This window comes from Amycolatopsis sp. NPDC000009, from assembly GCF_055563465.1.
The window spans coordinates 114,896-139,272 of sequence record NZ_JBVHDI010000004.1; the positions used below are offsets into that span (position 1 = coordinate 114,896).

Consider the following 24,377-nt stretch of genomic DNA (forward strand, 5'->3'; position numbering starts at 1 on the left):
AGCCCCCTTGGTCTTCGGCCCCCAGGCCTGGCGAGTCGTCACAGTTCCCCGTGCACCTTCAGGTTGTCCACGTGGACCGCTTCGGTCTCCTTGATCAGCCCCGCCGCCTTTCGCAGCACGAAGGCGGTGGCCTCCATCAGCTGACCGGCCGAATCGAATTCGTTGTGGACGCCCTGTTTGAACTTGCCGACCGCACCGTGCGCGTCGCCGTGCTCGTCCACTCCGCCGAAGGGGGATTCCTTCTCGTCATCCATCCCGGTGACGCCTTTTTTGGTCTTCTCGAACTCGTCCTTGAGCTTCTCCACCTGACCGGCGGCGATCCCCATGGAATCCGGGTCGTACACAGGCACGGTTCGTCATCCCCTTCACGGAAAAACTCTTGTCCGCCCGATCAGACGCGCGGCCGATCAAGACGGTTCCCGCGCATACTTTAAGACCTCGGCAGCAGACCGTGTGCGTATCCACGCCAACTTCCACCCCGCCGATAATCGGGCGAATCAGAAATCGGCGACTTCCCGGATCCGGGTCGCCAGCAACTGGTTGTCCGCCGGGGTGATGGTCGCCCAATCCCGCCCGTCCCGGTTCCGCCCGACCTGGAACAGATACCGGCCCGCGTCCGTGTCGTAGAACGCGACCACGCTGCCCGCACGCCGGGGGCGGCCGTCGCGGCCCGCGCGTTCGACGCCGAACTGGCCGCGCGCCTCCTGGCCGAGCAGCATGCCCGCCACCTCCTGGGCCTGCCAGAGGGGCACGTCCAGGTCTTCCAGCGCGGTGACCAGAGCTTTCGCGTCACCTCGGGCGGCGGCGTCGGCCTGGACGAGGACGTCGTGCGGGAGACTGATCGACTGGCCGACGCCGGGACCGAGATCACCCGCGACCGAGACCGCGGCTTCGGCGAGGGAGCTCTCCCTGGCGGGGATCAGCCACACCTGGCCGGAGTCGATCACGCCGAGCAACGCCTGGTTGCCGACGCTGACCGCCTGGCCCTTGATCTCGCGGTCGGTCCACACCCACACGTCGATCGCGACCCGGGGGTGCGCGAACAGGTTCAGCATGTCGACCAGCTCGCCCGACGCCTGGTGTCCCCGCGCGAGACCTCGCGCGCGCAGGGATTCCCAGGCTTCTTCGATCAGCGCCGCCCGCTCCGTGTGGGTCGTTCCGGGGCTCGGCACGTCGAGTGCGGCATGACGGCGGGGCAGCCGTTCGGCTTCCCAGAGCATCTCGAACTCGAGCGCGGACAGCACCAGGCTGCCGTTGTCGTTCGGCACAGGTTCAGCGCGCTTCGGAGTTGCCATGGTCACCGATCACGTCCGGCGAAACCAGCCGCTCGTCGGTGAACAGGTCCTTGTCGTCGACGCCGTAACGCCTGATGTGCTCCGCGTCCTCCTCGACGTCCTGGGTGGCCGCGCGCTCCATGAACTTCGACTCGGGCTTCGGCTGCTTCGCGCCGATCTTCTCCGAGCGCCGCATGGCCTCCTCTTCGGGAAGCTCACCGATCGGGAGCTGGCGGGTGGGCTTCACGCCGCCGCCTTCCTGCCGGGGGCGGCGGTCGCGTTCCTTGTCGCCGCTCAGCGCACCACCGGCGACACCGGCGCCGAGCGCCGCGGCACCGGCGCCCAGGTCGCCCGCGGCCGGACCGGCGATCTTCGGGACGGCGGGGAAACCGCGGCCGGATTCGTTGCCGGGGGCCATCGGCGCCTGCGGTCCGGAGCCGACGGAGCGGCCCTTGCCGAGCGCCTGGTCGCCGCCCGCGCCACCGCCGACGTTGCCGAAGACACCGGGACCCGAGCTGGAGCCGGGGCCCTTGCCGACGGCGCTCTCGACGCCGGGGCCGGTGCCGAACGACTTGCCGACCGGCTGCGCCGAGGTGGTGCTGTTCGGCGGCGCGCTGCCGGTGGACTGACCAGGCGGCACGTTCGGGATGTTCGGCGCGCCCGGCGGAGCGAAGGGCGGCGAGGCCGGCGAGCCGGTGACCGGGTACGACGGCCTGCCCTGCTCGGGCTGCGGAGACGGGCGGTTCGGCGTCACCCAGCCGGCACCCGGTGCGGGAGCGGGCTTCGACGTGCCGGACGGCACCGTCGGCGCGGCGGCCGCGGGAGCCGTGGCCCCGGCGTTCGGCGTCGACGCGCCGGTCTTTCGAGCCGTCCCGCCGCCCATGGCGACGCCGTAGGCCGGAGTCGGCGCGTCGTAGGTCGGCGCCTTCGGGTTGCTGACGGGCTGCGCGACCGGCGGCACGTACTTCGATTCGACGGCGGCCGACGCGGGCCGCACACTGCCGTCCGGGGTCAGGTCCGTGGCCGTGCCTGCCAGGTCGAGCGGGGCGGAACCGCCGCCCGCTCCGGCGGCCGTCGTGGTCTGGGTCAGGTTCATCGCCTGCGGGTCGGCCAGTGTGTCGGTCGACAGCAGGTTCTCGCCGCTCGTCTTGGCGTAGTCGTTCAACGCCTCCTGCGCCTGCGCCCGCGCGTTGTTCGCGGCGCTGACGCTCTTGGCGTGGTCGGTCTCGAACCCGATGAGGCTCAGGACGACGTCACCGATGGTCAGGCCGCCGGCACCCTTACGGACCACTTCCGGATCCGGGAGCTTGTGCAGCGTCCGGTTGAAGGCCTCCCCCTGCGCGAAGATCATCTCCGCGGAGTGCGATACCTTCGAGTTCGCGTCCTGGGAGAAGCCCGCCTGTTCGGTGAACACCTGCCCGGCGGCACCACCGGCCTCGCTCTGCCATTCCACGCCGAGCTTGCCCAGCTCGTCACGCAGCGTCTTGTCGGTGTCGGCGAGCGCGCCCGCGACGGATTTCAACGCGTCGACGGCGATACCGATGCTGCCGGTGCCGTCACCACTGCGGAAGCGTTCGATCTCGGTCGCGATCCCGGTGTCGGTGTAGCCGTCGAACCGAAGATCGCGGAGCCTGCCCGCGAGGTCGGAAACGTTCACGCCGCCCTCCCTAGTTGCGTGCTTTCAAGGTCTGCAAAGCCGAATCGGCCGCCTGCGCGGACATCTCGCACAGCTGCGGCATGGTGAACGCGCCGGCGGTGACGGTGACCGCCCGCACCGCCAGCGTCTGTCCCTGGGCGACACCGACGAGCGTTTCGCAGTCGCCCGGTGTGCCGGCGTCACGGTGGTTCTTGATGGCGGGGAACCCGCCGACCGCCGTCGGCTCCGTCGTCATGCTGTTCTTGCGGCGCTTGCCGGTGAACCATTCTTCGACGTCCGCGGTGATCGTGCGGACGTAATAGCTGTGGAAGGGCTGCGCGGCGTCCGCGTCGAGGACACAGGTCGGGCCGTCGATCGGTTCCGCGGCCGCGCGCGGTTTGCTGTTGATCTTGAGCTGGTCGAGCTGCGGATCGGTGAGCAGCGCGCACGGATCCACGCCCTGCAGGCTCAGTTCGGCCGGCCTGGCAGGCAGCGCCGACGCTTTGGCGCCCTGCGTGACCGAGGCCAGCGCCGGTTCGTCGGGGAACGCCTGCCCGCCCGTGTCCGTGGCGCATCCGGCCAGCACGAGGGTGAGCACCCCGCCGGTCACCAGCACACGAGGCCTACGCCCGGTGTACACCACGGTCCCCGAACGCGGCGGCCTTGTCCGCATCACTGGTCTTGTACTCCTTGGCCGCCGTCCGGAGCTGGTTGACCAGGCCGCGAAGACCGGCCACGTAGGCCCGGACCTGCGCGGCGTACGACTGGTCGCCGTCGGCCACGAGCTCGTTCCAGACGCTGGTCGCGTGGACGCTCACGGTGTCGTTGGCCGGTGTGTCGATGCGCAACTGGTCGAGCCGCGTCATGAGCTTGTCCTGCAAGGCGTCGACCTGCTCTTCGACGATCTTCGCCACTTCGAGCAGCTTCGACGGGTCGACTCTGATGTCGGCCACCGACGGTGGTGTCGGGACCGCCGATGTGAGGTCCTGGACCTTGCCCGATGCTGCCATTCCCCACCCCTTGGACACTGCGCACGGTGACCGTTCGTCCTGCCCGAGGCTACCAACGCGGATGTATCGGCTGCCTAAGCTTTGCAGGAAATACCGGGTTAGACGCACCCGGGACCGGGACGGTTCCGTCGGGAATTCACGAAACCGGGGTGGCGATCTCTCCCTTGGCGGCGAGCAGGGCGATGTCGGTGCGGTGGTGTGAACCGGCCAGGTGGACCTTCTCGACCGTCGCGTAGGCGTCCTTGCGGGCGGCCTTCAGGTTCTTGCCGGTGCCGACCACCGACAGCACGCGGCCGCCGGAGGAGACCACGGCACCGTCGTCACGGCGGCGGGTGCCGGCGTGGAGCACGCCTTCGAGCTCGCCACCGGTGATGACGTCGCCGGTCCTCGGCTTGCCGGGATAGCCGTCCGCGGCGAGCACGACGGTGACCGCCGCGCCGGAATCCCACTCCAGCGGCGGCAGTTCGGCGAGCTTGCCGGTCGCCGTCGCGTGCAAGACCTTGCCGAGCGGGCTGCGCAGCAGCGCCAGGACGACCTGGGTCTCCGGGTCGCCGAACCGGCAGTTGAACTCGATGACCTGCGGGCCCTCGGAAGTCAGCGCGAGACCGGCGTAGAGCAGGCCCGAGAAGGTGGCACCGCGGTTGTCGAGCTCGTCGACCACGGGCTGGACGATGCGGGCGACGACGTCGTCGACCAGGCCCTTCGGCGCCCACGGCAACGGGGCGTACGCCCCCATGCCGCCGGTGTTCGGGCCCGCGTCGCCGTCGCCGACGCGCTTGAAGTCCTGCGCGGGCAGCAGCGGGACGACCGTGCGGCCGTCGACGAAGCAGAAGAGAGAGGCCTCCGGGCCGTCGAGGAAGGACTCCAGGAGCACCGGGTGCCCGCCGTCGAGCAGCATCAGGGCGTGCTTGCGCGCGACGTCGACGTCCGTGGTGACCACGACGCCCTTGCCCGCGGCGAGGCCGTCGTCCTTGACCACCCAGGTGGGGCCGAAACGACCGAGCGCGGCGTCGAGACGGGCCGGGTTGTCGACGATCTCGCAGTGCGCCGTCGGCACCTTCGCGACCGCCATGACGTCCTTCGCGAACGCCTTCGAGCCCTCGATCCTCGCCGCGGACGCGGACGGACCGAAGCAGGCGATCCCCGCCTTCCGGACCGCGTCGGCGACACCGGCCACCAGCGGGACCTCGGGACCGACCACCACCAGATCCGCCTGCCACTGCTTGGCGAGGGCGGAGACGGACTCGGGGTCGGCCGCGTCCACGCCGAGTTGCTCGGCCACCGCGGCGGTGCCGGCGTTGCCCGGGGCACAGGCCAGTGCGGTGACGGAAGGGTCTTCCGCGACCGCGAGGACAAGTGCATGCTCACGGGCGCCGGACCCGATTACCAGTACGCGCACGACGCACAGGGTAACCGGGCCGGTGAGCCCCTGTCGGCGGAGCCACGTGAAACCCGCCCCGGCCGGAGGCCCCGCTATCGTGGCGGCGGGGCTCCCTTACGTCTGACCTGGGAAAACACGAACCCGCCCCGGCGACGCGATCGCGGTCGCGGGTTCACCGATCAACACTGCCCCGAACACGTCGCCGTCCTCGAGCGGGTGGTTCCATCCGGCGTTCACCCGGCGGTCAGCGCTCCGCCGGTCCGTCTTCGCCGTCCGGACGCCTCCTGCGTCAAGGGTTGCGCGGTACCCCGAGTTCAAGCGAAAGAGGTCATCCACCATGCGAAAGCGCCTGGGCGTGCTCGCCCTGTCCGGACTCGCCGTACTCAGCGTCACAGGGCTGGCAGGCGCCGCCGAGCCGGGCACCCGAGATGTGTCGGCGCAGGCGAAGGGTCACGATGGTCCGGTGATCGTCGGACACCGCGGCGCCCCCGGCTACCGCCCGGAGCACACGCTCGCCTCGTATGAGCTCGCCTACCGCCAGGGCGTGGACTGGGTCGACGTCGACCTCGTGCCCACCAAGGACGGCCAGCTCGTCGCCCGGCACGAGAACGAGATCGGCGGGACCACCGACGTCGCGAAGCACCCCGAGTTCGCGAACCGGAAGACGACGAAGGTCATCGACGGCACGTCGTTCACCGGCTGGTTCACCGAGGACTTCACGCTCGCCGAGCTGAAGACCCTGCGCGCGACCGAGCGGATCCCGCAGCTGCGGCCGAACAACAAGATCTACGACGGCCGCTACCGGATCGCCACCTACCAGGAGGTGATCGACCTGACGCGCCGGCTGGGCCGCGAACTGCGCCGCGAACTGGGGACGTACCCGGAGATCAAGCACTCGACCTACTTCTCGTCGATCAAGAACCCGACCGAGCCGAAGCTGGTCGAGCTGCTCAAGCGCAACGGGCTCAACCACCCGAAGGCGCCGGTGATCATCCAGTCGTTCGAGGTGTCGAACCTGATCGCGCTCTCGCGCCAGGTGCGGGTGCCGCTGCTGCAGCTGACCTCGGCGACCGGCGCTCCGGCCGACTTCGTCGCGAAGGGTGACCCGCGGACGTACGCCGACCTCGTGACGCCGGCGGGCCTGAAGGAGATCTCGAGGTACGCGGACTACCTGGGCCCGGAGAAGGCGCAGGTCATCCCGGTGGTGAACGGCGCGCTGGGACAGCCGACCAAGCTGGTCGCCGACGCGCACCAGGCCGGCCTGAAGGTCGGGCCGTACACGTTCCGCAACGAGAACAACTTCCTCCCGCAGAGCCTGCGCTCGTCGGCGAACCCCGCCGAGTACGGCAACGCGTTCGCCGAGCAGGAAGCGTTCCTCAAGGCGGGTGTCGACGGGTACTTCGCGGACCACCCGGACACCGCGCTGGAGGCCGTGAAGGCGTTCGAGGGGCGCTGAGCTCGCGGTACGTAGCGGGCGGAGCAGCCGCCGACTGTGTGGATTTTGGTGCGTTGGGTGACCAGAAATCCACACAGTGCCCGCGTGGCCTGCCCGGTCACGACGGTGGGAGACGTGGGGGTGTGTGGAAATAGGGACGTTGAACGTCTCTGTTTCCACACACATCTCACACTCAGTAGCGCTTACGCCCACCTGCCACACCGAGTAGCTAAAGCGAGGCCTCCTGCCCACGTCGCGGTCTTCGCGCTCCCACGGCGAGTGTCATGAAGGGGTTTCTTGACGGAACCTTGACATGCGCAGGTCGGCGGGCCTAATTTCGGCGGATCTCAATGGTCTGTCCGCATACCTTTTAAGTGGGTGCCCGATGGATGTCTCTGACAAGCAGGCCGCAGAACCCGCCGACGAAGACAGTGCCCGGCTCCACCAACTCGGCTACGCGCAGGAACTCCGGCGCACGATGTCGGCCTTCTCCAACTTCGCCGTCTCCTTCACGATCATCTCGATCCTCTCCGGCTGCCTGACCCTCTACGGGTTCGGCATGAAGACCGGCGGGCCCGCCGCGATGATCTGGGGCTGGCCGCTGGTCGGCCTCTTCGTCATCCTGGTCGGACTGGGGATGGCCGAGGTCTGCTCCAGCTACCCGACCGCGGGCGGCCTCTACTACTGGGCGGCGAAGCTCGCTCCGCGCAACGGCGCGGCGTGGTCGTGGTTCACCGGCTGGTTCAACCTCATCGGGCAGATCGCCGTCACCGCGGGGATCGACTTCGGCGCGGCGCTGTTCCTCAACGCCTTCCTCGACCTGCAGTTCGGCTTCGAGGCGACACCGGGCAACACGATCCTGCTGCTGGCGATCATCCTGGTGATCCACGGGCTGCTGAACACCTTCGGCGTCAAGATCGTCGCGCTGCTGAACAGCATCAGCGTGTGGTGGCATCTGGCGGGAGTGCTGGTCATCGTCGGGGTGCTGATCATCGTGCCCGCCAAGCACCAGGACGCGTCGTTCGTCTTCGGCGAGTTCGTGAACAACACGGGCTGGGCGTCGCCTGTCTACGTCTTCTTACTGGGTCTCCTGCTCGCGCAGTACACGCTCACCGGCTACGACGCCTCGGCCCATATGACCGAGGAGACCAAGAACGCGGCGAAGGCCGGGCCGCGCGGGATCATCAACTCGATCCTCGTCTCCCTGGTCGCCGGCTGGATCCTGCTGATCGGCCTCACCTTCGCCATCCAGGACTACGAGGGCGCCGTCGGCTCCGAAACCGGCGTGCCGCCCGCGCAGATCTTCATCGACGCGACCGGCGCGACGACCGGCAAGTTCCTGCTGCTGATCTGCATCGGCGCACAGTTGTTCTGCGGGATGGCGTCGGTGACCGCGAACTCCCGGATGATCTACGCCTTCGCCCGTGACGGCGCGATCCCGGGTTCGAAATTCTGGCACCGCATCAACAAGCGCACCCAGACGCCGACCAACGCGGTGTGGCTGGCCGCGGGCGGCGCGCTCCTGCTCGCCCTGCCGTACCTCTGGAGCGCGACCGCCTACGCGGCGGTGACCTCGATCGCCGTCGTCGGCCTGTACGTGGCCTACGTGATCCCGGTGTTCCTGCGGGTGCGCAAGGGCGACGACTTCGAACCCGGGCCGTGGAATCTCGGACGCTGGGGGAAGCTCGTCGGGACCGTCGCGACCGTCTGGGTGTGCTTCATCTTCGTGCTGTTCATGCTCCCGCAGGGATCACCGGTGACCATCGACAGTTTCAACTACACGCCCATCGCCTTCCTCGTCGTACTCGGTGGTGCGGCGGTGTGGTGGTTCGCCTCGGCACGCAAGTGGTTCACCGGGCCGAAGGTGCAGGGTTCCGAGGAAGAACTCGCCGCGGTGGAAAGGGAACTCAAGGAACTGGGGTAGCGGCGTCCTCCCGGGAGCGGCCCGCGCGGACCCCGGTCACCGCGGCCGCTCCCAACGCCCCGACCGCGGCGAAGGCGTAGAAACCCCACGGGTAGGCGATTCCGGCGGTCAGCAGGGCACCGCCGAGGATCGGGCCGCTGATCGCGCCGACGCGGCCGACGCCCGCCGCCCAGCCGATCCCGGTGGCGCGCATGGCATCCGGGTACGTCTTGCCGATGTAGGCGTACACGAGCACCTGCGCGCTGAACACGAAACCGCCGGTGAGGAACACGGCCGCGTACAGGCCGAACGCGGGCAGCTTCACGCTCAGCAGGGCCAGGAACACCGCCGCCCCGAGGAACCAGAAGATCACCGCCGGCCGCACGCCGGCCTTGTCCGCCACCCGGCCCGCGACGAGAAGGCCGACGACGCCGCCGAGGTTCAGCGTCAGCAGCAGCCCGAGCGCCGCGCCCAGCGGATACCCGGCCTGGCGCATGATCTCCGGCAGCCAGGTGTTGAGCCCGTAGACCAGCAGCAGCCCCATGAACGACGTCACCCAGAACGCGATGGTGGCGCGCAGGAGCCCGCCGCGGAACAGCCCGCCGACCACCTGTGTCGCCGACTTCTCCTGCGTCTCCCGTGCCCGCTCGAAGGACTCGGATTCCGGCAGGTACTTGATCATCAGCGGCACCAGCACGAGGGCGGGCAGCGCACCCGCGATGAACATCGCGCGCCAGCCGAGCGGCTGGATCAGCCAGATGCCGAGCAGGGCCGTGAGCACCGCGCCGACGTGATAGCCGGTCATCACCGTGGTCGTCGCGCTGCCGCCCTTCCCCTTGCGGGCGTACTCGGTGACCAGCGCGATCGCCGTCGGCAGACAGCCGCCGAGGCCCAGCCCGGCGAGGAAGCGCAGCAGACCGAAGACGAACGCCGACGGCGAGAGGGCACAGAGCGCGGTGAACGCCGAGAAGGCCGTGACCGCGATGATCAGCGCCTTGCGGCGGCCGATGAGGTCGGTGATCGTGCCGATCGCCATCGCGCCGATCATCATGCCGATCAGGCCGAACGTCGAGATCACCGACGCCGTGCCGGGGGTCAGGCCCCAGACGTGGTCACGGAGCAGCGCGGGCAGCACCGTGCCCAGGACGACCAGGTCGAATCCGTCGAGCAGGACCGCCGTCCAGGCGAGTGGGACCACCCACGAACGGGCCGCGGCAGGGGACATGGAGACCTCCAGCTGTGTTCGCAATGCGCACGAGTATGCACAATACGAACGCTGTGAACAAGGCCACTGGACCCCTGAAAGTCATGAATGGGGCGTTCAGGACGATGAATCTCCTGAACGCCCCATTCATGACACGTGAGTCAGCGCTTGGCGAGATCTCCGAGGACGCTCCAGGTGCGAAGCCGCTCTTCGCTGTTCCGGATGCCGCTCTGCGCCGCGACGACCTCGGTCGCCCCGGCATCGAAGTACCGCCGGATTTCGGCCGCGACGGTCTCCTCGTCCCCGGCGATCACCAGGTCACCGGCGGAATCCACGCCCTGGGCGTCGAAGACCGCGCGATAGGAGGGGATGTCCCGGAAGAACGCGTACTGCCGGTCGACCTGGGCGCGGACGGCGCCGGGATCGTCGGTCACGACGACCGGGACCATCGCGATGATCCGCGGTGCCGGACGGCCGGCGGCGGCCTTGGTGAGCTCCGGGACGATCAGCCCGGAAAGGGCCTTCGGCCCGGCGAGGAAGGGGATCGTGCCGTCGGCGAGTTCGCCGGTGACGCGCAGCGCCTGCCGTCCCATCGCCGCGATGATCACCGGGATGTCCGAAGAACCCGCGACGGACAGCGAAGCCGCGAAGCCCTCGGCGTGCGCCCGGACCGTCTCGCCGTGGAAGTCGACTTCGCCGCCGTCGAGCACCTGCCGGAGGATCGTGAGGTACTCGCGAAGGTGCTTGATCGGCGACGGGTACTCGATGCCGTACGCCGGTTCGAGCCAGTTCTTCGCGCCGGTTCCGAGGCCGAGGACGAACCGGCCCCCGGTGGCGGCCTGCGCCGTCTGCGCGAGACCGGTGATCAGCAACGGATGCCGCGGGTAGATCGGGACGACCCCGGTCCCGACGGTGATTCCCGGGACCGCGCGGCCGGCGAGGGCGGCGACGGTGATCGCGTCGTGCTCCATCCGCTGGGCGAACCAGACGGACGTCAGGCCCGCGTCGGCGGCCTGCCGGGTCTGCGTGATGAGTTCGTCGACGATGTTGACGGCGTCCGCGGTGTCCCCGGACGGGAGTGCCACTCCGATGGTCATGTCCGACGCCAACGACGCCGGCTGACGGATATTTCGGCGTTCACCAGTTGGGATCCTGGGTCACGAACCCACTCGCCTGCGTCGTGAGTGGCCAGGACGGTTAGAACCGTCCTAGCCACTCACGAGGTCAGACGAACTCGTGCCGCACGATCGTCTGCTCACGGCCCGGCCCGACGCCGATCGCCGAGATCCGGGCGCCCGAAAGCTCTTCGAGCCGCTCGACGTAGGCCCGCGCGTTCGCCGGCAGCTCCTCGAAGGTGCGGCAGCCCGAGATGTCCTCGAACCAGCCCGGCAGCTCTTCGTAGATCGGCAGCGCGTGGTGCACGTCGGTCTGCGTCATCGGCATGTCGTACGTCCGGAACCCGTCGACCTCGTATCCGACGCACACCGGCACCTTCTCCAGCCCGGACAGCACGTCCAGCTTGGTGAGGAAGTAGTCGGTGATGCCGTTGACCCGCACCGCGTAACGCGCGATGACCGCGTCGAACCAGCCGGTGCGCCGCGAGCGGCCGGTGGTGACGCCGAACTCGCCGCCCTGTTTGCGCAGGTACTCGCCGGACTCGTCGTCGAGCTCGGTCGGGAACGGGCCGGAGCCGACGCGCGTGGTGTAGGCCTTGAGGATGCCCAGCACGGTGTCGATCTTGCCGGGGCCGATGCCCGAACCCGCGCTCGCGCCGCCGGACGTCGGGTTCGACGACGTCACGAACGGGTAGGTGCCGTGGTCGACGTCGAGCAGGGTGCCCTGCGAGCCTTCGAGCAGCACGGTCTCGCCGCGTTCGAGGGCCTGGTTGAGCTGAAGGCGAGTGTCGGCGATGCGGTGCGCGAACTTCTCGCCGGCGGCCAGCACCTCGTCGGCGACCTGGTCCGCGTCCAGCGCCTTGCGGTTGTAGACCTTGACCAGCACCTGGTTCTTGAACTCCAGTGCCGATTCGACCTTCTGCCGGAAGATCTTCTCGTCGAGCAGGTCCTGCACGCGGACGCCGACGCGGGCGATCTTGTCCTGGTAGCAGGGGCCGATACCGCGGCCGGTGGTGCCGATCTTGCGGCTGCCGAGGTAACGCTCGGTGACCTTATCGATCGCCACGTGGTACGGCATGATCAAATGCGCGTCGGCGGAGATCAGCAGCTTGCTGGTGTCGACGTCGCGTTCCTCCAGCCCGGCGAGTTCGTCGAGCAGCACGCCGGGGTCGATGACGACGCCGTTGCCGATGACGTTGGTGACGCCCGGCGTGAGGATCCCGGACGGGATGAGGTGGAGGGCGAAGTTCTGCCCGTCGGGAAGGACTACGGTGTGGCCCGCGTTGTTACCGCCTTGGTAACGCACGATCCACTGGACGCGGTCGCCGAGCAGGTCGGTGGCCTTGCCCTTGCCCTCGTCCCCCCATTGGGCCCCGATCAGCACGATGGCCGGCATGTGACACTCCAGGTGTTCGGCGACTTGTGGTTTGGCGCTGGTAAATGCCGGTGCATGAGCGTAACGGAGGGCCTTCGGGTGCGCGGAATAGTGGTGGTCTGTCCCGAGGGCGAGCCCACACTCCCGGAGATCGACGACGTCGAAATGGTGCACGTCCCGAGCCGCCCCGGCAAGGCGGATATCGACCCCTTGCTGGGGGAACACGATCATCTGGTGGTCGCGGGCACCGACGCGGACCTCGCGGCGGTGGCGCTGCGGCTGTTACGAAAAGAACAGCTCTCCGGCGTGTCGCTCGGCTTCGTGCCTTCCTCGCCGGACTCCGACGTCGCCCGTATCTGGAGCCTGCCGACACAGCCGCTGCGTGCGCTCTCGCTCGCCCTGCGTGGCGAGGTCGACCCGGTGCCGCTGATCCGCGACGACACCGGTGGAGTGCTCGTCGGGCGCGGGTCGATGGGGATGATCCGCGGGGTGGCCTACTGCGACGAACACACCGTCCTGCGTGGGCCCGCGCGCTCGATCGAGGTCGAACCGGACACGAGCGGCCCGGGGCTCATGGTCCGGGTGACCAAGGGGACGCTGTTCAAACGGCCTTCGACGCACTACGCGCGGGCGTTCCAGCTCGGCTGCATCCCGACCCGGCCGAGCAGCGACGGCGTCGCCCATCCCCGCGCGATGAGCCGGTGGACCTGGTACCGGCACACGGAGGACCTCCGGCTGGTCCGCGGGCTGGACTAGCCCGTTCGGCTCAGAACCATCAGCTGGACTTTCCGAAGATTTTTCGGCCGTGGACACCCTGTCCTACCTGCTCGTGACACCCTCCGTTCACGAATAGCCAGCAGAGTGTCATCCGATGGTGTTGCGTGGGTCATATCCGTATCGCAAGGTGACCAGGTCCCCAAACCTGACACGGAGGCAGCAATATGCCAACCGCGCTTGCTGTTCGTCGCTCCTTCACCGTCCTCGCCGTCTCGGCGATCGTCTCGGCGGGCGTGGCCGGCGTCGCCGAAGCGACACCCCCGGGCATCCCGTCGGCCGACACCGCCAAGACCCAGCTCGCCGCGCTGACCGTCAAACCGGACGGTTCGTCGACCGGGTACAGCCGCGACAAGTTCCCGCACTGGTCGAACCAGGGCAACAACTGCAACACCCGTGAGGTCGTGCTGAAGCGGGACGGGACGAACGTGCAGCAGGACAGCAGTTGCGCCGCCGTCTCCGGCAGCTGGTTCAGCCCGTACGACGGCGCCACCTGGCGCGCCGCGTCCGATGTGGACATCGACCACGTCGTCCCGCTGGCCGCCGCGTGGCGCACCGGGGCCTCGTCGTGGACCACCGCGCAGCGGCAGGCGTTCGCGAACGACCTCAGCTCGCCGCAGCTGATCGCCGTCACCGACAACGTCAACCAGGAGAAGGGCGACAAGTCGCCGGACGCCTGGAAGCCGCCGACCGTCGGCTACTGGTGCACCTACGCGAAGATGTGGACCACGGTGAAGTACAAGTACAAGCTGAGCATCAAGTCCGCGGAGAAGACCGCCCTGACGGACATGCTCAACCGCTGCTGAGCCCCCAAGTACAGAAGGCCCCCTTCCTTGCGCCTAAGTACATGAAGGGGGCCTTCACGTACTTTCCGTACCGCAAGGGCGTGATCGGCGTCGTTCGGGCACGAGGTGCAGGCAGTTTCGGTCGACGGCCTGGAGCTCTTCGCCTCCGACGTGGTCCCGATCGTGCGGAAAGAACTGCCCTCGCGGGTCTGGGAAAGCTAGTACGTTCGGGAAGGTGCGCATCCTCTTCACGTGCCGCCCAGCCTATGGCCACCTGTACCCGCTGATGCCGCTCGCACTCGCCGCCCGCGCCGCCGGGCACGAGGTGGCCTTCGGGACCGGCGAAGCGTTCGTGGACAAGGTCCGAGGGCTCGGTTTCGACGCGCACAAGGTCGGGATGTCGATCCAGGACGCCGTCGACCAGGCCGAAGGGGACGCGCCGGAGGCCATCCTGACCGCCTTCACCGACATCCTGCCGCAGGCGACGATCGCCGACCTGACGCCGCTGCTCCCCACGCTCCGGCCGGATTTGGTCGTCTACGAGATGAGCGACCCCGGCGCGGCCACCGCCGCCCGCCGGGCCGGGATCCCGGTGGTGTCCCAAGTGATCGGGCGGTCGATGCCCGCCGAGCTGATGGCCGCCGCCGCGGACCGGTTCGCGCCGCTGTGGGACGGCGACCCGCCCGCCAACCTGATGCTGGGCGACGCCGGGATCGACGTGTGGCCGGATGTCGTCCGCGATCCGGAAGTGAGCGCGCTGCCGACGGTCTTCCGGCTCCGCCCGGTGCCGTGGAACGAGCCGGGCAAGGTGCCGTCGTGGCTCGACGGGCGCGACCGGCCCCTCGTCTACCTGACGCTGGGCACCGTCGCGTTCGGCGCCACCGGTGTACTCCGCGCGGCGATCGACGGCGTCTCGCGGCTGCCGGTGGACGTCCTGGTCGCCCGCGGCCCGGGTGACCCAGACGAGTTCGGCGACCTGCCGCCGAACGTCCACGTCACCGGTTTCGTGCCGCAGGCCGAAATCCTTCCGCGCGCGGACCTCGTGGTGCACCACGGCGGGACCGGGACCGTGCTCGGCGCGCTCTCGTCGGGCCTGCCGCAACTGGTGCTGCCCCAAGGCGCGGACCAGTTCGTCAACGCCGAGGTGCTGGAGACGGCGAACGCCGGCCGGGCGCTGACCGGGGACGAGGTCACCGCGGACGCCGTCGAGGAGAGGGCCAAGACCCTCCTCGACGACGCCCGCGTGCGCGAGGTGGCGGCGAAGGCCCGTCACGAGATCGCCGCCCTGCCCGCGCCGTCGGAGGTCGTCGGGCGGCTGGCGGAGTTCGCCGCTCACGCGTGATTGAAGACGTAACTCGCGTGATTGAAGGCGTAACTCGCGTGTTTGGAGGCCGCACACGCGAGTTACGCCTCCAATCACGTGAGTTCCGCCTCTGAGCACGCGAGTCACGACTTCGCGACCAGCTTCAAGATCTCCCGCGCCACGATGTCGTTCTGCCGGAACGGGAGCGCGTTGGTCCGCGGCCGGGTGAACGCCCCTGCCGACCGCGCCGACGTATGCGGCCCGAGCGCGAACCGGCGCGGATGCGGACGACCCTCGCCGTCGAGCATCCGGCCGTCGGAGACGCGGGTGTGGATCCGGCCGGCGAGCAGCCTGTCGCCGGTCACCGGGTCGACGACGGCCTCCTCGCCGAGCGCGCCACTGTCGCGCAACTGTCGCAAAAGGACATCGGACGCCCTGGTGATGCTCGGCTCGGGAAGCCGCGCCTCGACGAGCGTGCGCGCCTCGGTCTCGCCGGGGAAGCTGGCGCCGGAAGCGACGAAGACCCGGCGTTCCTCGTCCGCCGACACACGCGTTTCCGCGCCCAGGAAGGAAACGAGGCCCGCTTCCTGCAGCGCGAGCAGTTCTTCGAGCCGTCGCGGAGGCGGACCGCTGGCGAAACAGGAGAAGAAGCCGAGGAACCAACCGTCCAAATCGGAGAGTTGAGACACCGCGTCGAGCCGCCCGGTCTGCACCAGCGCGGGAAGCTGCCCCATCACGGACAGCAGTGCCGTGAACGCCCCGAGATCCGCGCTGTACTCGGGGTCCGCCCGTCGGCTCAAGTCCGCTTCGACGTACTCGCGAAGCTCCTTGCCGTACTCCTCGGCGCTGCCGAACCAGGCGCCCGCCATCGGCCGGTCCAGGTACTCCAGATCGAGCCGGTCGTCCGCCGCCGGAACCGCACGCGCCACCAGCTCGTCGAGCTCGCCGGGCGCGGCGTCCGCGAAGGCGTCGGCGAAGACGGCGAAATCCATGCGCACCCGCTCGGGGTGAGCCGTGAACAGCTCGCTGTAGTAGGCCCACGCGACCTCCTTCGAGATCAACGGCCAGACGTCGCGGCGGAAATCGATGCGGCCGGGTGCGGCGCGAAGCTCTTCGATTGCGTAGGCGTCGAAGAACTTGGGCAGCTGCAAGGGTTTCCCGCGCAGTCGATAGCCGATCTTCGCGTGATACGGCACCCCGCGACGTGACCCGATGTACAGCACGGGTTCGGCGCCGGACGGGTGATACTTCAGCCCGCCGCACGCCTGCGCTTCGAACCGGCCACCACGACCTTCGGTCAGCAACAGCATCAGATCGACGAACGCGAGGCCGAATCCCCGCACCAGCACGGTTTCCCCCGGCCCGATCGCCGAATAGTCGACGTCGGCGGTGTAGCCGGCCGGATAGTAGGCGAGGTCGTGGCGCGCGGCGAAGTCCGCGAGTTCGGCTTCCCGTTCGTCCGGTCCGGCATCGAGGTGCCCGACGGTGAGCAGGACCGCGTCCGCCTCCAGGGGTTCCGCCCGGTCTTCCAGCCAGAGTGACTGCGGCTCGCCGTCTTCGAGCCGCACCGCGCGGGTCCGGTGCTCGACGACCTCGATCCCGGCGGGGAGTCCGGCGCGTACCTCGCGGTGGAACCAGGCGAGGTACGCGCTCTGCAGCCGCCGGGTCGGGAAGTGATCGCGTTGCAGTGCCTCGAGTTCGGCTCTCAGGCTGTCGTCGACCCCGGCGCCGAGCCTGCCGTCGCGGACCAGCCGCGCCCATTCGATCAGTGACGGGCCCGGCCTGACCGGGCCGTCGATCCGCACGGTGTCGTCGGTGAACACCGTGACGTCCTCGGGCATGGAATTCATGCGCAGCAACGGTGATTGTGCGTACCGCCAGACCCGCCCCGGCCCCGCGGGAAAGGGATCGACGAGATGCACCACCAGCCGCCGTCCGCCGAGCAGTTCGGCGGCGTTGGCGCCGAGTCGTTCGAGCACGCCCACCCCACGTGGACCGGCGCCGACCACCGCGAGCACGTAGGGAAGATCTGCGGTACTCACGAAGCCGAAGCTACGCCCGGATTCCGGTCTGTGTTCGGGTTCTCAAGGAGCGGAACCCGTTGCCACGGCGGAGAACCGGCGCGTACTCGTCGAGCGGGGGACACGGACGAGAGGAACGCGCGATGCCGGTCGAATTCCTGGGTATCGGAGGCACCAACGACGGTTCGGAGACCCATCCGCGATCGGGCGGCGTCTTCGACAAGGACTACACGCTGCGCCTCGCGCGGGCACACGAGGACTTCGGCTGGGACCGGGTGCTGTTCGCATACGGCTCCAGCGGGCCGGATCCGGCGCAGGCGGCCGCGTACGTCGCGTCGAAGCTCGACAAGCTCCAGATCCTGCTGGCGCACCGGCCGAACGTCTCGTACCCGACCTTCGGGGCGAAGACGTTCGCCACGCTGGACCAGCTTTCGGACGGGAGGCTCACGGTCCACTTCATCACCGGCGGCAGCGACCACGAACAGCAGCGCGAAGGCGACTACCTCACCAAGGACGAGCGCTACTCACGCACGCGCGAGTACATCCAGATCGTAAAGCGGGCCTGGACGTCCGAAGAGCCCTTCGACCACGAAGGCGAGCACTACCGCTTCGCCGACTTCGTCCTCGACGTCCGCCCTGTGCAGCAGCCGCGACCGGGAGTCTCGTTCGGCGGCTCGTCTCCGGCGGCGTACGCGGCGGGCGGGGCCGAGGCGGACATCTTCTGTCTTTGGGGCGAGCCGCTCGCGCGGACGGCCGAGCAGATCGAGTCCGTCAAGGCCGCGGCGAAGGCCGCCGGGCGGACCGACGTCCCGCGGATCCAGGTCGCCTTCCGCCCGATCATCGCGCCGACCGAGGAACTCACCTGGGAGAAGGCCTATCGCACGGTCGACGCCATCAAGGCCCGGACGAGCGGAGGTAAGCGGGTGACCCGGCGGCATTCGCTCACGAACCCGGAGAACACCGGATCCCAGCGGCTTCTCGCGGTCGCCGCCGAGGGGGAACGGTTCGACCGGGCGCTGTGGACCCCGACCGCGGCCGTGACCGGCGGCGCGGGCAACTCCACTGCCCTCGTCGGCACGCCCGAAACCGTCGCGCAGGCCCTGCTCGACTACTACGACCTCGGCGTCGACATCCTCTCCGCGCGCGGTTACGACATGCTCGGCGACACGATCGACTTCGGCCGTCACGTCATCCCGATCGTGCGCGAAGAGGTCGCCAAACGCGACGCGGCTTCGGCCCGCGAAGTGCTCGCGATCGACGGCTGAACGGTTGCTCCACCGAATGGCGTATCGATCATCCATTCGGCCGACCACGTCAAGGCAGCCTGATGGACCTCCCGGTCGCGGAGCGGAGTCGGAATGCCTTCGCCCACCTTGCGATCACAGGCGCCCCTGAGGACGCACGGCGCGTCGCCTCCCCGGGCCGGGTGACGCGCCCCGACGCGGATTTTCCCGGCGAAAACCCCAAAACAACCGAAATCCGCAGGTCCGAGTGAAGGGACCGCCCACCGGGACATCTTCGCGACCGGTCGTTCATCCACGAAAAAGATCTCCAACTCCAGAAACCCGGCGAAAGAACCTAGCCAATCACCAACAGTCAGGAGACACTTACGTGAACGAATGACGCTTCGTGACGAGCTCGTGACCGCGTTACTCTCGGTCACGAGTTTGTCGCGTAATAAGGACCCTATTGGGGGCAGCATGGCTTCGGCCGGACGGGTCACTTACCGAGAGGTGTTCGGTGTAGCCGAGTTCCGTTCGCTCTGGTTCGCCGAGCTGTTCTCGATCTTCGGTGATCAACTCGCCAGGGTCGCCCTCTCCGTCCTCGTCTTCACCGAAACCCGCTCCGCGACCCTCACCGGTCTCACCTACGCGCTGACCTACGCCCCGTCGTTGCTCGGCGGCATCTTCCTCACCGGGTTCGCGGACCGGTTCCCGCGGCGGACCGTGATGGTGGTCGTCGATCTGTTACGGGCGCTGCTGATCGCGCTGGTCGCCGTCCCGGTGATGCCGTTCTGGGTCCTGTGTGTCCTCGTCGGCGCGGTCTCGCTGCTGAATCCGCCGTTCAAGGCGGCCCAGCTGGCCCTGCTGCCGCAGATCCTCGAAGGCGACCGGTTCGTCGTCGGCATGGCGATCCGCAGCATGACCGTCCAATCGGCGCAGCTGGCGGGATTCGCCGGCGGTGGTCTCCTGCTGACCGCGCTGGAACCCCACATCGCGCTCGCGCTGGACGCGGTCACCTTCGTGATCTCGGCGCTGTTCGTCCGGTTCGGGCTGAAGTCGCGCCCGGCCGCGGCGACCGGCGAGAAACGCAAGTCGTTCTTCGCGTCGATCGGCTCGGGCGGGAAGATCGTCTTCGCCAGCTCAGGGCTGCGTTCGCTGCTGCTGTTCACCTGGCTGATGGGCCTGCTGCCGGTGTACGAGGGCATCGCGGCGCCGTACGTCGCCTCGTCCGGCGGCGGCCCCGAAATCCTCGGCCTGCTGCTGGCCGCCGACCCGATCGGCAGCGTGATCGGCGCGTTCATCTACTCGCGCTGGGTGCCCGCCCACGTCAGACCGAAACTGATCGGGCCGCTTTCCGCGCTGACGGCGCTCCCTCTGCTGCTGTGCTTCCTGCAGCCGGGGCCGTGGGCGTCGATCGCGCTGTTCGTGCTCTGCGGCGCCTTCGGCACGGTGGCACTGATGCAGGCGACCGCTTCGCTGACGCTGGCCGTGCCGGACGAGAGCCGGGCACAGGTCATGGGGCTGTCGAACACCGGGCTGACCACGACGATGGGCGTGAGTCCCCTGATCGGCGGCATCCTGGCCGACCAGGTCGGCCCTCAGTCGACCGTCGGCGTCTTCGGACTTGCGGGATTGGTCCTGACCGTCCCGCTCGCGTTGAGCTGGTTCCGGACCCTCAGCCGCGACCCGGAACGGTGGCAGGAAAAAGACGCCGCACGCGCAGAACATTGAGGTGTTCCGCGCGCCGGCCCGATCGCGCGGACGTCTGGCGCGCGCCCCAGTTCACTGATCCCTACCGGCCATCGCTGGCACCTTTCCCTCGACCTCTCAGAGAAAAGTACACACCTAGGGAGCTTGTCGACAGCCCGCAAGTCGGTAGAAGCTGTCCGTAAGTAGGGGGTTTCGGAGAATGACGCAAGAGTCAGGGGGAAAGATGATCACATCGGAGGAACGTGCTGGACATCGTTCGGCTCTCACGGTAGCCGCGTGGGAGCTGTGGAAGAGGCCTGAACACTGGATCGCCTACACCGGGCTGTCCGTCGCGACGATGCTGGCACTGACGGGGGTCTTCGCCGCATCCATCGCCATCACGTCTTCGCAGGTCCTGCTGTGTTTCCTGCTCGCGGGGCTCGCCATCGCGCACACCGAGGCGACCCGCCGGATCGAGCGCCAGCGCCGCAGCATGAGCGTCACCCCGCATATCAACATGACCTCGGTCTGGGTCCTGCCGGGCGCGATCCTGCTTCCGCCGCAGCTGACCGCGCTTCTCGTGACCGTGATCTATCTTCACCTCGGATACCGCAGCTGGGCGGGTCTTCACACGGTAAACCCCCATCGAACTGTGGCGAACGCCACATCGATGACGCTGACCGCGTTCGCCGCCTGGGCGGCCGTCCAGCTCGTCGGCGCCGGCACCGGGTCGGTGACGTCGATCTGCGCCGCGAGCATCGCCTTCTTCCTGATGAACGCCGTCTTCACCGGCACCGGCCTGTACTTCGCCGCGCCCAAGAAGGCGACCGTCCAGACGCTCCTCGGCTCTTGGGACGACAACATCCTCGAAGCTTCGACGGTCTGCATCGGCGCGCTCGTGCTCGCCGTCCTGCCGCATCAGCCGGTGCTGGTGCTGCTCGTCTTCCTGCCGCTGTACCTGCTGCAGCGCTCGGTGCTGATCAAGCAGCTGGAAGAGCTCGCGACCACCGACCAGAAGACCCAGCTGCTCAACGCCACGACCTGGCAGCAGGGCGCCGTCCGCGAGGTCGCCCGCGCGGAGCGGGAGAACGGCCAGTTCGGCGCGCTGATGATCGACCTCGACCACTTCAAGAGCATCAACGACACGTACGGCCACCTCGCGGGCGACGACGTGCTCAAGGGTGTCGCGGCGCTGGTCAAGGCCGAAACGCGGACGCAGGACCTCGCCGGGCGGTTCGGCGGCGAGGAGTTCGTCGTGCTGCTGACCTCGTCGTCGAAGCACGAGTCCGTCGCGGTCGCCGAGCGCATCCGGCAGCGGATCAGCGAAATGGTCATCAAGACCCAGGACAACGAGGGCAACGCCGTGGTCATCGAGCAGCGGACGGCGTCGGTCGGCGTCGCGACGTACCCGCTGGACGGCCGGACCATCGAGGAGGTCATGGCGTCCGCCGACGCGTCGGTCTACGCGGCCAAACGCAACGGCCGTAACCGTGTCGTCTCGTCACCGGACCTGGCTTCGGTCGCCGACGTGACCCTGGAGGCCGTCGCGGCTTAGCGCAGTCGTTCCATCACGTCGGCGGCCGCCGTCCGGAGCCGGACGACGCCGCCGACGGTGAATTCGGTGAGCAGGTCGATGAGCGCGTCCGCGTCGGGCGGCTCCCCGTCCCAGCTCGCCTGGACGAGTGCCTCGGTCATCGCGAAGAACAAGGTGACCAGGGCCTTGTCCGCGCGGCCGGAGTCGACCCCGTGGCGGGCCCAGCGTTGCCTGCTCGCCTCGGTGTAGACGCCCGCGAGCCGTTCCCGAAGGCGGGTGAGGGCCGGGTCGCCCATGCGCTCCGCCTCGCGCAGGACCGGGAAGGCGTCGGGGTTCGCCGCGACGAAGGCGAACATGTTGGCGTAGTTGGCGCGCGCCCAGGACCGCAGCTCGGGCTGCGAGAGATCGAGGGCCGGCGCGCCGATCGCCTCGAAGGCCCGTTCCTCGATGTCCGCGACCACCTGCGTGAACAACGTCGTGCGATCGCCGAACTGCTCGTAGACGGCCTGGCGGGACACCCCCGCGCGCCGGGCGATCTGCTCGATCGTCGCGGCCTGCGCGCCGTGCACCGCGAAGACACCGGCGGCCGAACTCAGCACCCGCGCGCGTTGCTCGCCGATCGGGAGTTTGCGGGGTCTCCCTCGCGGCGCCGGGCTTGACATTGTGCGCCACCTCACTGACTCTCTTTTTCGACACGTCTGTCGAAAATGTTTGTGCTCAACGAGGAGCAAGCATGCGTCCAGGATCCCGGCCCGGTGTTTCCGCCGCCGTCTCAGCGGTCACCATCGCGGCCCTGCTGACCTTCGGGGCACCGCAGGCCACGGCCGCCCCGTCCTTCTACGATCCCCCGTCGCCCCTGCCCGCGGGTGCTCCCGGCGACATCATCCGGCACGAACCGTCCACCTTCTACGTCGATCCCGTGAAACTCATCAAGGCCGACGCGGACGTGCGGCGGATCATGTACCGCAGCACCGACACCCACGGCAAGGCCAACGCCGTGACCGGCACCGTCCTCACCCCGAAGAAGGCGTGGACCGGCGCGGGCGAACGGCCGGTCATCGGCTACGCGGCCGGGACGCAGGGTGTCGGCGACCAGTGCGCGCCGTCGAAAGCCCTCGCGGCGGGCACGGAGTACGAAGGCCCCTTCATCGCCGGGCTGCTGCTTCGCGGCTACGGCGTCGTCGTCACCGATTACGAGGGCTTGGGCACCCCGGGCGTCCACACGTACGTCAACCGCGTCGCCGAGGGCAACGCCGTCCTCGACTCGATCCGCGCGGCGCAGCGTCTGCCCGAAGCGAACCTGCCGGACAACGGCCCGGTCGCGACCGCGGGCTACTCGCAGGGCGGCGGGGCATCGGCGTCGGCCGCCGAACTCCAGCCGTCGTACGCGCCCGAACTCAAGCTGAAGGGCTCGTACGCGGGCGCCGTCCCGGCCGACCTCGCCGAGGTCGGCCAGAACATCGACGGGCACTACGCCTTCGGCTTCCTCGGGTTCACGCTGGTCAGCATGGACGCGGCGTACCCGGAACTGAACATCCCGTCCCTGCTGAACGCGAAGGGCGCCGAGGCGTTCGAGAAGGTCAAGCAGGAATGCACCGTGGACGCGATCTTCGGACACGCCTTCACGCAGTCGAAGGACCTGACGAAGGACGGCAGGCCGCTGACGGCGTACCTCGGCGAAGAGCCGTTCAAGACGCGAGTCGGCGAGCAGCTCATCGGAGCACGGAAGCCGGGCGCGCCGACGCTGGTCGTCCACAGCGCACTAGACGACATCGTCCCCTACGCGCAGGGGCGGACCATGGCGCGCTCCTGGTGCGCGAAGGGCGCGAAGGTGCAGTTCTCGACTTCGCTGGTTCCGACGCACGTCGGCGGGGCGATCCGGGCTTTCCCGGAGGCTTTCGCTTGGCTTGAGGGACGCTTCGCGGGGCTGCCGGCCGTCGGGAACTGCGGCCTGTTCTAGCGCTCGTGAGTGGTAAGGACGGTTCTAACCGTCCTTACCACTCACGAGGTCACTTGAGGCCGGTGGCTTCCGCGGCGGCGGGGTCCGAGTCGCTCAGGAACGTCCGGCACCGGTCGTACTCCTCGGTCTCGCCGATCTTGCCGGCGGCCTTGCCGAGGACAGCGAGCGAACGCAGGAAACCCTGGTTCGGGCGGTGCGACCACGGCACCGGCCCGTGTCCCTTCCAGCCCGCGCGGCGAAGCTGGTCGAGGCCGCGGTGGTAACCGGTGCGGGCGTACGCGTACGCGGCGACGGTCTCGCCGGCTTCGAGCGCCTTCTCGGCGAGGGCGGCCCACGCCTCGCTGTAGTCGGGGTGCTCGGCGGCGACGGCGGCCGGATCGGTTCCGGCGTCCAGCGCCGCCTGCGCGGCGGTGTGCTCGGGAAGGTGCGTCGGCTGGGGGCCGAGGAGGTTCGTCATACGGGCCATTGTGCCGACCCGTCTCGCCAAGGGCGCCTCGCGCCCGACGGAGACTTCACATCGCGCGCCCTCTGCCTGCCGAAGGCCACGAAAGCTCGATGACCGGAACGGCGCCCCTCCGGCGAGCTTTCGTCAGCGCGCGATCAGCGGCGCTGTGACTAGAAGAACAGGCTCCCGAGAATGCCCCCACCGGCCAGCACCAGAGCGGCGACGAGGACCGCCGCGACGAGTCGTTTCGGCATCATGGCGGCACACCTTGCCCTGCTTCGCACGCTGACCGCAAATCCGCCACCCCTAC

General features: G+C 68.9%; 21 protein-coding genes. 9 read left to right on the plus strand and 12 right to left on the minus strand.

Annotated features, from left to right (window positions below; genetic code table 11):
* Nucleotides 1–38: 38 nt before the first annotated feature.
* From ACZ3HL_RS14000 to purD, 6 genes are all read right to left on the minus strand, one after another.
* Nucleotides 39–350, minus strand: coding sequence for a hypothetical protein (locus ACZ3HL_RS14000; RefSeq protein WP_185927309.1), 312 nt, complete (start codon nucleotides 348–350; stop codon nucleotides 39–41).
* Between the two features lie 147 nt (nucleotides 351–497).
* Nucleotides 498–1,268: an ESX secretion-associated protein EspG gene (locus tag ACZ3HL_RS14005; protein WP_465531201.1), complete on the minus strand. Its 771-nt coding sequence runs from the start codon at nucleotides 1,266–1,268 to the stop codon at nucleotides 498–500.
* A gap of 4 nt (nucleotides 1,269–1,272) precedes the next feature.
* Nucleotides 1,273–2,931 carry a hypothetical protein gene (locus ACZ3HL_RS14010; protein ID WP_465531203.1) on the minus strand — a complete coding sequence of 553 codons (1,659 nt, stop codon included), beginning with the start codon at nucleotides 2,929–2,931 and terminating at the stop codon, nucleotides 1,273–1,275.
* Between the two features lie 10 nt (nucleotides 2,932–2,941).
* Nucleotides 2,942–3,583, minus strand: coding sequence for a DUF3558 domain-containing protein (locus ACZ3HL_RS14015; protein ID WP_457959200.1), 642 nt, complete (start codon nucleotides 3,581–3,583; stop codon nucleotides 2,942–2,944).
* A complete protein-coding gene (locus ACZ3HL_RS14020) occupies nucleotides 3,534–3,920 on the minus strand; it encodes a hypothetical protein (RefSeq protein WP_465421612.1) in 387 nt (128 codons plus the stop codon). The genes ACZ3HL_RS14015 and ACZ3HL_RS14020 overlap by 50 nt, the downstream gene beginning before the upstream one ends.
* A 136-nt stretch (nucleotides 3,921–4,056) precedes the next feature.
* A complete protein-coding gene (gene purD / locus ACZ3HL_RS14025; protein WP_465531205.1) occupies nucleotides 4,057–5,319 on the minus strand; it encodes a phosphoribosylamine--glycine ligase in 1,263 nt (420 codons plus the stop codon).
* Between the two features lie 319 nt (nucleotides 5,320–5,638).
* On the opposite strand from purD, the gene ACZ3HL_RS14030 reads away from it, so the two are divergent.
* Together ACZ3HL_RS14030 and ACZ3HL_RS14035 are read left to right on the plus strand one after the other, a co-directional pair.
* Nucleotides 5,639–6,757, plus strand: coding sequence for a glycerophosphodiester phosphodiesterase (locus ACZ3HL_RS14030; RefSeq protein WP_465531207.1), 1,119 nt, complete (start codon nucleotides 5,639–5,641; stop codon nucleotides 6,755–6,757).
* Nucleotides 6,758–7,121: 364 nt separating this feature from the next.
* Entirely contained in the window at nucleotides 7,122–8,660 is a 1,539-nt protein-coding gene (locus ACZ3HL_RS14035; RefSeq protein ID WP_465421605.1) for an amino acid permease, read from the plus strand.
* Here ACZ3HL_RS14035 and ACZ3HL_RS14040 read toward each other — a convergent pair.
* From ACZ3HL_RS14040 to ACZ3HL_RS14050, 3 genes are all read right to left on the minus strand, one after another.
* The gene (locus ACZ3HL_RS14040) at nucleotides 8,644–9,864 is read right to left on the minus strand and encodes an MFS transporter (protein ID WP_465531209.1); all 1,221 of its coding nucleotides are present in this window, start codon (nucleotides 9,862–9,864) and stop codon (nucleotides 8,644–8,646) included. The two genes, ACZ3HL_RS14035 and ACZ3HL_RS14040, sit on opposite strands and share 17 nt — an antisense overlap.
* A 140-nt stretch (nucleotides 9,865–10,004) precedes the next feature.
* Entirely contained in the window at nucleotides 10,005–10,940 is a 936-nt protein-coding gene (locus ACZ3HL_RS14045) for a TIGR03564 family F420-dependent LLM class oxidoreductase (protein ID WP_465531211.1), read from the minus strand.
* A 127-nt stretch (nucleotides 10,941–11,067) separates the two neighbouring features.
* On the minus strand, nucleotides 11,068–12,354 hold the full coding sequence (locus tag ACZ3HL_RS14050) for an adenylosuccinate synthase (protein ID WP_126736271.1): 1,287 nt from the start codon (nucleotides 12,352–12,354) through the stop codon (nucleotides 11,068–11,070).
* A gap of 54 nt (nucleotides 12,355–12,408) precedes the next feature.
* Here ACZ3HL_RS14050 and ACZ3HL_RS14055 point away from each other — a divergent pair, with 54 nt between their 5' ends.
* The 3 genes from ACZ3HL_RS14055 (at nucleotide 12,409) to ACZ3HL_RS14065 (ending at nucleotide 15,234) form a co-directional block, all read left to right on the plus strand.
* Complete coding sequence (locus tag ACZ3HL_RS14055; protein WP_465421598.1) at nucleotides 12,409–13,089, plus strand: hypothetical protein; 681 nt, start codon at nucleotides 12,409–12,411, stop codon at nucleotides 13,087–13,089.
* 185 nt (nucleotides 13,090–13,274) lie between these two features.
* On the plus strand, nucleotides 13,275–13,913 hold the full coding sequence (locus ACZ3HL_RS14060) for a GmrSD restriction endonuclease domain-containing protein (RefSeq protein ID WP_465421596.1): 639 nt from the start codon (nucleotides 13,275–13,277) through the stop codon (nucleotides 13,911–13,913).
* A gap of 214 nt (nucleotides 13,914–14,127) precedes the next feature.
* Nucleotides 14,128–15,234, plus strand: a complete 1,107-nt coding sequence (locus ACZ3HL_RS14065) for a glycosyltransferase (RefSeq protein ID WP_465531213.1) — start codon at nucleotides 14,128–14,130, stop codon at nucleotides 15,232–15,234.
* A 104-nt stretch (nucleotides 15,235–15,338) separates the two neighbouring features.
* Here the strand turns inward: ACZ3HL_RS14065 and ACZ3HL_RS14070 are convergent, their stop codons facing one another.
* Nucleotides 15,339–17,237 (minus strand): FAD/NAD(P)-binding protein, encoded by a 1,899-nt coding sequence (locus ACZ3HL_RS14070; RefSeq protein WP_465531215.1) that lies wholly within the window; start codon nucleotides 17,235–17,237, stop codon nucleotides 15,339–15,341.
* Nucleotides 17,238–17,359: 122 nt separating this feature from the next.
* Here ACZ3HL_RS14070 and ACZ3HL_RS14075 point away from each other — a divergent pair, with 122 nt between their 5' ends.
* From ACZ3HL_RS14075 to ACZ3HL_RS14085, 3 genes are all read left to right on the plus strand, one after another.
* Entirely contained in the window at nucleotides 17,360–18,481 is a 1,122-nt protein-coding gene (locus tag ACZ3HL_RS14075; protein ID WP_465531217.1) for an LLM class flavin-dependent oxidoreductase, read from the plus strand.
* A gap of 435 nt (nucleotides 18,482–18,916) precedes the next feature.
* Nucleotides 18,917–20,170, plus strand: a complete 1,254-nt coding sequence (locus tag ACZ3HL_RS14080; protein WP_465421589.1) for an MFS transporter — start codon at nucleotides 18,917–18,919, stop codon at nucleotides 20,168–20,170.
* A 202-nt stretch (nucleotides 20,171–20,372) separates the two neighbouring features.
* Nucleotides 20,373–21,683: a GGDEF domain-containing protein gene (locus tag ACZ3HL_RS14085; protein ID WP_465421587.1), complete on the plus strand. Its 1,311-nt coding sequence runs from the start codon at nucleotides 20,373–20,375 to the stop codon at nucleotides 21,681–21,683.
* Here the strand turns inward: ACZ3HL_RS14085 and ACZ3HL_RS14090 are convergent.
* Complete coding sequence (locus ACZ3HL_RS14090; RefSeq protein WP_192742638.1) at nucleotides 21,680–22,261, minus strand: TetR/AcrR family transcriptional regulator; 582 nt, start codon at nucleotides 22,259–22,261, stop codon at nucleotides 21,680–21,682. The genes ACZ3HL_RS14085 and ACZ3HL_RS14090 overlap by 4 nt on opposite strands.
* 134 nt (nucleotides 22,262–22,395) lie before the next feature.
* Between ACZ3HL_RS14090 and ACZ3HL_RS14095 the strand changes: the two genes are divergently transcribed.
* On the plus strand, nucleotides 22,396–23,622 hold the full coding sequence (locus ACZ3HL_RS14095; protein WP_465531219.1) for a lipase family protein: 1,227 nt from the start codon (nucleotides 22,396–22,398) through the stop codon (nucleotides 23,620–23,622).
* Between the two features lie 49 nt (nucleotides 23,623–23,671).
* Here ACZ3HL_RS14095 and ACZ3HL_RS14100 read toward each other — a convergent pair whose 3' ends face one another.
* On the minus strand, nucleotides 23,672–24,079 hold the full coding sequence (locus ACZ3HL_RS14100; protein ID WP_007032496.1) for a DUF3151 domain-containing protein: 408 nt from the start codon (nucleotides 24,077–24,079) through the stop codon (nucleotides 23,672–23,674).
* Between the last annotated feature and the right edge of the window lie 298 nt (nucleotides 24,080–24,377).